This is a genomic window from Streptococcus infantis (assembly GCF_047464415.1).
GTDB classification, from domain to species: domain Bacteria; phylum Bacillota; class Bacilli; order Lactobacillales; family Streptococcaceae; genus Streptococcus; species Streptococcus infantis_AE.
In genome coordinates this window covers 1-12536 of record NZ_JASHBX010000005.1, presented here as the reverse complement: position 1 = coordinate 12536, position 12536 = coordinate 1, and the positions used below count along the sequence as shown (strand labels likewise).

Annotated in this window: 5 protein-coding genes; 4 read left to right on the top strand and 1 reads right to left on the bottom strand. The window is 38.6% G+C overall.

Annotated features, from left to right (window positions below):
- Positions 1-27 precede the first annotated feature (27 nt).
- Positions 28-639 carry a peptide deformylase gene (def, locus tag QM460_RS03945; RefSeq protein WP_001272935.1) on the bottom strand — a complete coding sequence of 204 codons (612 nt, stop codon included), beginning with the start codon at positions 637-639 and terminating at the stop codon, positions 28-30.
- A gap of 160 nt (positions 640-799) precedes the next feature.
- Here def and QM460_RS03940 point away from each other — a divergent pair, with 160 nt between their 5' ends.
- The 4 genes from QM460_RS03940 to QM460_RS03925 all read left to right on the top strand — a co-directional run bounded on the left by QM460_RS03940 (position 800) and on the right by QM460_RS03925 (position 12328).
- Complete coding sequence (locus QM460_RS03940) at positions 800-2119, top strand: CapA family protein (RefSeq protein ID WP_414289295.1); 1320 nt, start codon at positions 800-802, stop codon at positions 2117-2119.
- 21 nt (positions 2120-2140) lie between these two features.
- The gene (locus tag QM460_RS03935) at positions 2141-2968 is read left to right on the top strand and encodes a Cof-type HAD-IIB family hydrolase (RefSeq protein WP_414289294.1); all 828 of its coding nucleotides are present in this window, start codon (positions 2141-2143) and stop codon (positions 2966-2968) included.
- A gap of 1 nt (position 2969) precedes the next feature.
- Positions 2970-3605 carry an SGNH/GDSL hydrolase family protein gene (locus tag QM460_RS03930; RefSeq protein ID WP_414289293.1) on the top strand — a complete coding sequence of 212 codons (636 nt, stop codon included), beginning with the start codon at positions 2970-2972 and terminating at the stop codon, positions 3603-3605.
- 410 nt (positions 3606-4015) lie between these two features.
- Positions 4016-12328, top strand: a complete 8313-nt coding sequence (locus tag QM460_RS03925) for a Spy0128 family protein (RefSeq protein ID WP_414289292.1) — start codon at positions 4016-4018, stop codon at positions 12326-12328.
- The last annotated feature ends 208 nt before the right edge of the window (positions 12329-12536 follow it).

Sequence of the window (12536 nt, the reverse complement as noted above, 5' to 3'; positions counted from 1 at the left end):
AAATCCCGTCTTGCAACGGGATTTTCTTTATTCAAGAATGAGTAAACCATCTTTAACTTCAAATGGGTCTTTTTCATTGATACGATCGTAGAACATAATGCCATTTAAGTGGTCAATTTCGTGTTGAACTACAATAGAATTATAGCCTTTTAGTTTGATGCGGTGCTTTTCTCCATCTTTATCAAAATAGTCAACAGTTACTCGAGCATGGCGGATAACATAACCTGGAACAGCACGGTCAACAGACAAGCAACCTTCTCCTTCACCTAGAGCAGCATCTTGAACTGAGTGTGAGACGATTTTAGGATTGTACATAACAGCTTGTAAGTCATAGGCTTCTTGAGGAGTTTCACCTTCCTCGGTGATATTTGGTACCAGTACGGCGATGATGCGTTTTGAGATATCCAGCTGTGGTGCAGCAAGCCCAACACCTCCACGTAGCCCTAATTTTTCAGCCATAACAGGATCTTGCGAGTGTTTCAAAAATTGCATCATTTTTTCTCCAAGAATGATATCTTGGTCGCTCAAGGGGAAAGAGACCTCCTCGGCAACGGCACGAAGAGTAGGGTTCCCTTCGCGGATAATATCTTTCATATCGATTAAATGAGCAGCTTTGGTAATTCGTTCTATAGCAGACATATTCTTTCCTTTCCTTCCATTACAATTACATGATAACACAAAACAGACGAGAAAGAAAGTCACAGAAGCTGTTAAAAAATTATAGAATAAAAGGAAATACCTATTTGTCTGTGGTATAATAGAATGAGAAATATGACTTTAAAATTATGGGAGAAAAGTTATGGAACAACGTAGTAGTAGAAGAAAAAGTGGTCTCGTTTTACAAGCTATTAGACATTCTGTTCGTTTTTTCAGGAACTATAAGCAGTGGAATAATCGCACTTTTATTGTGGTCTTGTTAGCTTCGGTAGTTATCTCGATGCTGCTTACTTTATTAGTGGAAGGAGCTCGAGGGATTTCTTTAAGCAGTAGTGATCCAAGTTCCACACACCAACAGTCAAGTTCTCAGGCAAAGAATGCAGAGACGGAACAAGAAACAAGTGCTCGGATCATGGCCAATGGTGATTTGCTCTATCATGACATTATCTACATTTCAGCCAAAAAATCAGATGGCACCTATGATTTTCATGATAATTTTGAGTATGTAAAACCTTGGCTGAAGCAAGCAGACTTAGTTCTTGGTGATTTTGAAGGAACTGTAAATAAAGACCATTATCTTGCAGGCTATCCCTTGTTTAATGCACCTGGTGAAGTTATGGATGCTATAAAAGATGCGGGCTATCAAGTGCTAGACTTGGCTCACAATCATATCTTAGATTCTCAGATTGAGGGAGTCGTTTCAACCGCAGATGCTATTGAAAAAGCAGGAATGACACCGGTCGGGGTCTATACCCATGAATCACGAGACAAGGCACCTTTACTGATTAAGGAAGTCAACGGTATTAAAGTTGCTATTTTAGCTTATTCCTATGGTTTTAATGGTATTGAACAAAGCATTTCTCAAGAGGATTATAATCGTTATCTTTCAGACTTAGATGAAGATAAAATGAAGGCTGAAATTGAACGAGCAGAGAAGGAGGCGGATATTACAATTATCATGCCTCAGATGGGAGTTGAGTATCAAATTGAGCCGACTGAGGAGCAAAAGAAACTTTACCATAAAATGATTGATTGGGGAGCTGATATTATCTTTGGTGGTCACCCTCACGTTGTTGAACCAGCTGAAACGGTTGAAAAAGACGGTGATAAAAAGCTTATCATCTACTCTATGGGGAATTTTATCTCAAATCAACGGATTGAAACCATGCAGGATGTTGAAAATGCCAAGTGGACGGAACGTGGAGTCCTCATGGATGTAACCATTAAGAAGAAATCCGGTAAAACAACTATCGAGACGGCCCAAGCTCATCCAAGTTGGGTGAGTCGTACTCCAAAGGGAGGCTATTCTCCAGAAGGCTACCCACTCTATCTTTACCAAACCTATATCTTGGAAGATTTTATAGAGGGCGGGAAATACCGAAGTCAGTTAGACGAGGCCACCAAGGAACGGATTGATACAGCCTATAAAGAAATGAACGAGCATGTAGGTTTGAAGTGGTAGTGACATTAAAAGAGGAGCAAGATGGATATTAAGATAATAGCGACGGATATGGACGGTACTTTGTTGGATCCTCAAGGACGACTGGACCTACCTCGACTAGAGAAAATTTTAGATCAGCTAGATCAACGAGATGTTCGTTTTGTCATTGCAACTGGAAATGAAGTTCATCGAATGCGACAATTACTGGGACATCTAGCAGATAGAGTAGTTCTCGTGGTTGCTAATGGCGCTCGTATATTCGAAAATGATCAATTGATTCAAGCTCAGACTTGGGACGATGCTATGGTTGATAGGGCTTTGGGCCATTTTAAAGGCAGAGAGTGTCAGGATCAGTTTGTCGTAACTGCTATGAATGGTGGTTTTGTCAAGGAAGGAACTGTTTTTACAGAACTTGATAAATTTATGACTTCGGAGATGATAGAGAAATTTTATCAACGAATGCACTTTGTTGATGAATTTGATTCCAGTCTCTTTGGAGGTGTCCTTAAGATGAGTATGGTTGTTGGTGAAGAACGTTCAAATTCTGTTTTACAGGAAATCAATGACTTGTTTGATGGTCATGTTCGAGCTGTTTCGAGTGGCTACGGCTGTATTGATATCTTACAAGATGGGATTCATAAGGCATGGGGCTTAAAAGAATTACTCAAACGTTGGGACTTGAAACCTGAACAAATTATGGCCTTTGGTGATAGTGAAAATGATATCGAAATGTTAGAGTTAGCAGGTGTTTCTTATGCGATGGAAAATGCAGAGGAGACTGTCAAAGAAGTAGCCACCAAAATAGCGCCAGCTAACAGTCAGGCAGGTGTTTACCAAGTTTTAGAAAACTGGCTAGAAGAAGGAGAATAACTTGGCAGTACAATTATTAGAGAACTGGCTCTTAAAAGAGCAAGAGAAAATTCAAACCAAGTATCGTGAACTTAATCAAATCTCGGTAATTGAACCAGATATCATTTTTATCGGGGATTCCATTATTGAATATTATCCCTTGCAAGAATTATTGGAAACGTCAAAAACCATTGTGAATCGAGGGATTCGAGGCTACCAGACGGGACTTTTACGAGAAAATCTTGATGCTCATCTTTATGGCGATGCAGTGGATCAAATTGTACTTTTGATTGGGACAAATGACATTGGAAAAGATGTTCCAATGAATGAAGCGCTAAACAATCTTGAGAGCGTGATTCAAACCATTTCTCGCGACTATCCACTGTCACAGATAAAGCTAGTTTCCATTTTGCCGGTCAATGAGAGTACGGACTTCAAGCAGACAGTTTATATTCGTACCAATGAGAAAATCAAGGCCTGGAACCAAGCCTATCAAGACCTTTCCTTTGCCTATATGCAGGTTGAATACGTATCTGTTTTCGAGAACCTACTCGATCAGGAAGGGCAACTCAAGGCAGACTATACAACGGATGGTCTTCACCTCAGTGTTTCAGGTTATCAAGCTTTATCAAATATTTTAAGAAAATATATATTTTAGGATCAGTCTTTATCAGATATCTATCTTGTAATCAGTAATTTTACAAAAATAAAATTTACTCTAAACATTTGAATTGAATAAAAAAATATTTAATTTAAATGTTTAGAGCTTTTTATATAGAAAACATCATTGGATGAAGGTGATATGTAGATATAAAAGTTGTAATAATACGATTGGATAAAAAAAACGACATCAACAAACATTTATTTAAGTTGAATTAATTGTCGTAAAAATGAATAATAATTACAAAAAGAGAATGATGTTAATTCTGTTTTTCTTGATTTAAAAGGCTACGATATGGTATACTGTTAGCGTTACTGGTAATGTGGGGAAGACCATTTTCTTTTCTGTAAAAAGTCAATAAACTTACATATTATTAGTTAAAATGTTAAAAAAGGAGAGCTTATCACATGATAAGAAGAGAGCAACAACGATTTTCTTTAAGAAAATACAAAGTTGGTGTCGCATCAGTTTTCTTAGGAACAACCCTTAGCTTCATGATGGCTAACGGTAGTGCTGTAAATGCTGCTGAGATTGTAGCAAAGCAAAATGCTGAGAATACTGAACTAGTCGGCAACAAGGACGACAAGGAAAAGTTGAAAGAGCCATCAACGGATGTGGTAACTTCAGCTAATTCCGAAACTTCAGAAGTTAAGCCAGAAACATCAATACCTGAAGTTAAGTCTGAAGAAGTAAAATCAGAAGAAACAAAAGCTGAGGAAAAAACATCTGTTATTCCTGAGGCAAAACTAGAATCTTCTAAACCAGTAGCAGAAACTGCTTCAAAAGTAGAAGAAGTTGTAACAACTAAGCCTAAGGCAGAAGAAAAGACTGAATCTAAACCAGAGGACAAATCTGAGCCTAAATCAGAACTTTCAGCTGTAGCTGAAGCAACTAGCCTTGATACAACTGCTAGTGCAGCAAATGTTGAAGCAAAACCACTAGTAGATACAGAAACACTTGCTTTGGCAGCTGAGAACACTGTCAATGCGGGCGCTTTGGCTACAAATGGTGGTCGTCGCCGTAACCGTCGTGCTGCAACTGACCATAATACAGAAGCAATAGCAACATCAGCTACACTTAAGGACGGTGAAGTAGCGGATCCAGATATGTCAGATCCTGCTGGTGCAACTGTTAAATCACAGAATGTGCCTGCTGGTTATGAAAGAAAAGCTGGAGATTACTATACATTTAGTATCTTAGACCTTACAAAATTCAATGAACGCTACAATACTAACTACTACGTTCGTATCTATAAGAACTTTAGTGACTCAACTGATTCTGTTGCGGAATTGATTGATAAGACAACTGGTGCAGTAGTTGAAACGAAGACTATCACTGCTACTAGTGGTGTTCAACAATTTACGACAACTGCAACCAAGTCAAATTCTGAGTTGACCTTCCAAATTGATTACCAAGCAGGTAAGGGGACAGCTGGTGATAAAACTGACGAGCCTTTTTTGCAAGTCGGATATAAAGTTGGAGATAGTATTACATCTTTAGTAGCACCGGGACACACACTTACTCCTGATGAACAAGCGCGATATACTGCCGTTTATAATGCTCGTACTTCGACTGACGTGATGAACGTCGTAGAACCTGCTTACAATGGACGTACGATTACTGACAGTAACTTCAAACTTCCAAAGGTAGTGACTAAAACGACTTACTATAAGGTTGTAGACAAGTCAAACTCTACCTACAAGGCTAACAAAACAGATACAACAGTTCAAGACTATGTAGCAAACGGAAATGAAGTTGAACTAGCTAAGTACACCTTGACTGCTACAGAAGGTCAAAATTTCACTGCTTCTGGTGAACGTAAATTTGCTGGTTACAAGCTTTACCAAAAAGCGGATCCAGATAGCATGACTGGTTACGCTTCTCGCCCTTACACAGTTGGTAGCAAATTTATGGATGCTGACCGCTATGGCATTAAGCGTATCAAAGAAATTGTTGGAGAAGATGGTACAGTTGTTATTCGTGTTTATCTCCTTGATCCAAGACAACAGAGCAAACGTTCTGATGGTACATTAGAAACCGATGGTTATATGCTTCTTGCAGAAACCAAACCGATCAAACCAGGAAATGCTAACACTGAAGACTTGGTTGTTAAGAAAACCCCTCTTAATACAATTGCTTTCACGGATAAAGATGGGGTATACTATCCAAATGGTAAAGAAATTGAGTTTGGCTTCCAAACAGCTGCCGGGTATACACCTAAGAAAACAGTATTCGTACCATTCTTGGGAGACAACATTGGTTACGCTATTTCAAACGAACAATTAGTAAAAGGAATATTTAGTAGTGGTATTAACGTTGACTTGTTGAATAGTCTAACACCTTATAAATCAACCGTTTACTACTATGAAAAAGTAGAACCAGTAACTTATACACCTGAAGTAAGCAAAGTTCTTGATGGTCGTACTTTGAACGATGGTGACTTTAGCTTTACTCTTAAACAAGAAGGTGGTACACACCAAGAAACTGTTACAAACAAAAATGGTAAGGCAACCTTTAGTGAACTAACTTTCGAAAAACCAGGTACTTATACTTATAAGATTACAGAAGTTGCTGGTTCAGATACGAATGTTGACTATGATGGTATGGAGGTTACTCTCACAGTTACCGTTACACAAAATGCTCAAGATAAACTTGAAGTTCAGGCAGTTTATACATCAACAGGTGGTCATGCTGAAGGTGAAAATGACAAGGTTTTCAACAACTATGTTGTAGCTCCAGTTAAGACTAAGTTTGACTTCAGCAAGAAATTGGATGGCCGTAAGTTGAAAGATGGCGAATTTACATTTGCCTTGAAAGATTCAACTGGTAAAACAATCCAAACGAAAACAAATAATGCAGCTGGTGTTATCTCATTTGACGATTTGACCTTTGACAACACTCAAGTTGGTACACACAAGTACACTGTTGAAGAAGTTATCCCAACAAATAAAGTGTCAGGTTTACCAACTAAAGAAGAAGGTATGACTTATGACACCATGAAGGCTGAAGTGACAATCACTGTTACTAAGGAAGGTCATGTGCTTAAAGCAACAAACACACTTCCTGCAGATACAGAGTTCAACAATACCTTCACACCATCTCCTGTTAAAGTAAACCTTGAGTTTGATAAATCACTCTCAAATGGTAACTTGAATGCAGGTGACTTTAGCTTCACTTTGACTGGTGATAACAATGTTAATGAAACTGTAACTAATAAAGCTGACGGTAAGATTAACTTTAGCGAATTGTCATTTGACCAAGCAGGAGTCTACAACTACACAGTTAAAGAAGTTAAAGGCGATAAAGCTGATGTAGACTACGATGCAATGACTATCGCAGTTAAAGTAACAGTTACAAAAGATGAGAATACAGGTCTCTTGGTAGCTAATACTGAAATGACTTCAACAGGTGGTGAAGCAACTGGTACTGATGATAAAGTCTTTAACAACCACGTTGTGGCGCCTGTAACTGCCCAATTTGACTTTAGTAAAGCTCTTGCAGGCCGTAAACTCAAGGCTGGTGAATTTAGCTTTGTATTGAAAGACAAAGATGGCACTGTTATCCAAACAAAACAAAACGATGCCGCTGGTAACGTTAAATTTGACGCCTTGACATTTACGAATGCTCAAGTCGGTGATCATAACTACACTGTAGAAGAAGTTATTCCAGAAACAAAAGAAGCTGGCATGACTTACGATACCATGAAGGCAAACGTGACAGTTACTGTTACAAAATCAGGTCACGCTCTTACTGCTGTAGCAGCACTTCCAGCAGATAAAGAATTTAACAATACCTTCACACCAACTGCAACACAAGCTCAATTCAAGTTTACTAAGAAACTCGAAGGTAAAGAACTGGTAGCAGATGCCTTTACATTTGAATTGCTTGAAAATGGAAATGTTATCCAAACGAAGAAAAACGCGGCTGATGGAACTATCCAATTTGATGCAATCTCATACGATGCAGAAGGTACTCATACCTATACTGTACGTGAAGTAGCTGGTACTGACACAAACATTGACTATGATTCAATGAATGCAGAAGTAACCGTAACAGTTACGAAAGATGCTTCAACTGGCCTCCTGAATGCAGCAGTTACAATGCCGGATGATACTGAGTTCAATAACTACCATGTAGCTCCAGTCGTTGCAAGATTTGACTTTACTAAGAAATTAGCAGGTCGTGAACTTAAAGACGGCGAATTTAGCTTTGTTCTTAAAGATTCAACTGGTCAAACTCTTGAAACAGTAACAAATAAAGCTGACGGAACAGTAACATTCACTGAATTATCATTTGATAATACTAAAGTTGGAACTCATACTTATACAGTAGAAGAAGTTATCCCATCTACTAAAGAGCTTGGTATGACTTATGACACTATGAAAGCAACAGTCACAGTTGAAGTTGCTAAGAATGGTCACACATTGACTACTGTAACAAACGTAACATCAACTGGCGGTGTCAATGCTGATGGAACTTCAACAGAAGGAACTGATGATAAAGAATTCAACAACAAGATCACTCCTCCTGAAACACCTGAATTCCAACCTGAAAAATTTGTTCTTAACAAAGAGAAATTTGACATTACAGGAACAAAACTTGTAGATGATGACGATGAGTTGACTGATGAGTACACTGCTACAAATGCAAACCCATATGCAGATGGAACTTCAAACAACGAAGCAGAAAACATCAATACTAAGACTGTTGAACGTGGTGATAAATTAGTTTACCAAGTATGGTTGGATACTAAGAACTTCACTGACAAAAACAACATCCAATCTGTTGGAATCTCTGATACCTACGATGCAGATAAATTAACTGTTAACGCTGCTGATATTAAAGCATATGACAGTGAAACTGGGGATGACGTAACTGACAAGTTTGACATTAAGGTTGAAAATGGTGTCATTACAGCAACATCTAAGACTTCTGTAAACAAATCATTAGGTGATGTTGATAATACACAAGTTATCGATACAACTAAATTTGCATTTGGTCGCTACTATAAATTTGATATCCCAGCAACTGTTAAAGATGACGTTGCGGGTGGAGTGGATATTGAAAATAAAGCCAACCAAATCGTTCATGTTTATAACCCAGTAAGCAAATCTGTTGAAAAACCAGAAAAACCAACTCAAAAACGTGTAAACTCTGTACCAATCACTGCAGAATTCAACTTCACAAAACGTTTGGAAGGTCGTGAGCTTAAAGCTGGCGAATTTACATTCGAGTTGAAAGACAGCGACAATATTGTGATTGCGACTGCAACCAACGATGCAGATGGTAAGATTAAATTCTCTCCGGTAGAGTACACAAATAAAGCTGGTGAAAAAGTCACTGCCCTTAAATACAAGAAGGGTCAAGAAGGTACTTACACTTACTCTGTAACAGAGGTGAAAGGTACAGACGCAACTGTCACTTACGATACTATGAAGGCAGAAGTAACTGTAACAGTATCTCATGACGGTACAGCTAAAGCATTGGTTGCTAACGTAACTGAACCAGCTGATAAAGAGTTTAACAACGTCGTAACTCCTCCAGAAGAACCTAAGTTCCAACCAGAGAAATACGTTGTTTCTGAAGAGAAATTCGATATCACAGGCGACAAGCTCGTTGATGATGATAAAGAGTTGGCAGACAAGTACGCAGATACAAATGCCAACCCATACGCAGATAAAACTGATAACAACGAAGCTCAAAACTTGAACACCAAGACTGTGAAACGTGGCGACAAGTTGGTTTACCAAGTATGGTTGGATACAACTAAATTTGACGCAGCTAACAAGGACAACATCCAATCAGTAGGAATCTCAGATGACTACGATGAAGCTAAATTGGAACTTGATTCTACTAAGATCAAAGCTTACGATTCAGTAACAGGCGCAGAAGTAACAGATAAATTCGATATCACTGTGAACAATGGTGTGATCACTGCAACTCTTAAAGCTGGCTTCACTAAGTCACTTGGAGACGCAGAAGATACTCAAATCATCGATACAACTAAGTTCGCATTCGGACGTTACTACAAGTTCGACATCCCAACAACAGTGAAAGCTGATGTACCTGGTGGTGTAGATATTGAAAATACTGCGGCTCAAGTAGTCAACTACTACAACCCAACTACTAAGAAAGTTGAAAAACCTGAAAAACCAACTGAAAAACGTGTAAACAATGTTCCAGTTGAAGTGGAATTCAACTTCACTAAACGCTTGGAAGGCCGTGAGCTTAAAGAAAACGAATTCAGCTTCGTTCTTAAAGATTCAGAAGGTAAGACTCTTGAAACTGTAAGCAACGATGCGGCTGGTAACGTTAAGTTCAAAGCTCTTGAATTCAAGAAAGGTCAAGAAGGCGTACACAACTACACAGTAGAAGAAGTAGCTGGAACAGACGCAACCGTTACATACGACACAATGAAAGCGAATGTAACAGTAACTGTTTCTCACAATGGAACAGCTAAAGTTCTTGTAGCTAAAGTTGGAGACATCGCTGACAAAGAGTTCAACAACGTTGTAACTCCACCAGAAGAGCCTAAGTTCCAACCAGAGAAATATGTTGTTTCTGAAGAGAAATACGATATCACAGGTGACAAGCTCGTTGATGATGATAAAGAGTTGGCAGACAAGTACGCAGATACCAATGCGAACCCATATGCGGACGATGCATCAAACAACGAAGCTCAAAACTTGAATACGAAGACTGTGAAACGTGGCGACAAGTTGGTTTACCAAGTATGGTTGGATACAACTAAATTTGACGCAGCTAACAAGGACAACATCCAATCAGTAGGAATCTCAGATGACTACGATGAAGCTAAATTGGACCTTGACGCTACTAAGATCAAAGCTTACGATTCAGTAACAGGCGCAGAAGTAACAGATAAATTCGACATCACAGTTGAAGGTGGAGTAATCACTGCAACCCTTAAAGCTGGCTTCACTAAGTCACTTGGCGATGCAGAAGATACTCAAATCATCGACACAACTAAATTCGCTTTCGGACGTTACTATAAGTTCGACATCCCAACAACAGTTAAAACTGATAAAGCTGATGTACCTGGCGGAGTAGATATCGAAAATACTGCGGCTCAAGTAGTTAACTACTACAACCCAACGACTAAGAAAGTTGAAAAACCTGAAAAACCAACTGAAAAACGTGTAAACAACGTACCAGTTGAAGTGGAATTCAACTTCACTAAACGTTTGGAAGGTCGTGAGCTTAAAGCCAACGAATTCAGCTTCGTTCTTAAAGATTCAGAAGGTAATACTCTTGAAACTGTAAGCAATGATGCGGCTGGTAACGTTAAGTTCTCTAAACTTGAGTTCAAGAAAGGCCAAGAAGGCGTACACAACTACACAGTAGAAGAAGTTAAAGGAACAGACGCAACCGTTACATACGACACCATGAAAGCGAATGTAACAGTTACAGTGAAACACGATGGAACAGCTAAAGTTCTTATCGCGACTGTAGGCGACATTGCGGATAAAGAATTTAACAACGTCGTAACTCCTCCAGAAACTCCTGAGTTCAATCCAGAGAAATATATTCTTAATGAAGAGAAATTTGATATCACTGGAAATAAACTCCTTGATGATGATAAAGAGTTGACTGATAAAGTAGCTGATACCAACAAAGATCCATACGTGGACAAAGTTGATAATAATGAAAAGCAAAATATCAATACTCAAACACTCCATAAGGGTGATAAGGTTGTTTACCAAGTATGGTTAGATACAACTAAATTCACTGAAGCTCACAATATTCAATCTGTTGGTATTACAGATAAATATGATAGCGAAAACTTGGATGTTAACGTATCTGAAATTAAGGCTTATGATTCAGTAACTGGTGAAGATGTAAAAGCTAAGTTTGATATCTCAATTGTGGATGGTGTCATTACTGCTACATCTAAGACTGACTTGACTAAGTCACTTGGAGATGCAGAAAATACTCAAGTAATCGACACTGCTAAATTAGCATTTGGACGTTACTACAAGTTTGATATTCCAGCACGTATCAAGGGAACTGCTAAAGAAGGTGTAGATATTGAAAATACAGCTTCTCAAATTGTTCACCAATATGATCCAACTAAGAAATCAGTTGAAAAACCAGAAAAACCAACTGAAAAACGTGTTGTTAATATTCCAGTGAAAGTTGAATTCAACTTCACGAAGAAATTGGAAGGTCGTGCGTTGAAAGCTGGTGAATTCAGCTTCGTATTGAAAGACAAAGATGGTAAAGTGATTGAAACCGTAAGCAATGATGCTGAAGGTAAGATCAAGTTCTCAGCTCTTGAATTCAAACGTGGTCAAGAAGGTACTTATATCTATCATGTAGAAGAAGTGAAAGGTACAGAGGCTGGAGTTGAGTACGATAAGATGGTAGCGACTGTTGGAGTTACTGTAACTAAGGATGGTAAAGTGTTGACTCTTACTTCACAAATGCCTGAAGATACTGAGTTTAACAACAAGGTAACACCACCAACACCACCAACACCACCAACACCACCAACACCACCAACACCACCAACACCACCAACACCACCAACACCACCAACACCGCCAACACCGCCAACACCACCAACACCAGAAAAACCTAAAGGTCCTGAGTTGCCAAACACTGGTGAACAATCTAAATCTGGAATTGTTGCACTTGGTGCTGCACTTGGTCTTGTAGGTCTAGGTTTGGTTGCGAAACGCAAAAAAGAAGATGAAGCTTAATATTTCTAGTTTTCTAGAATGATTCAAGATTTGTCTTTGAATATCTAAACCAAAGATATTCTAAAGTTGGTTATACATTTAGGCTCTTTGTCAACTGTAGTGGGTTGAATAAAAGCTAACATCTGGAGAGGACAATTGTTGTCCTCTCCATTTTTATATTCAGAGCGATGAAAATTCGTTTCTTAAAGTTGTTAAAGTTCCTAAAACC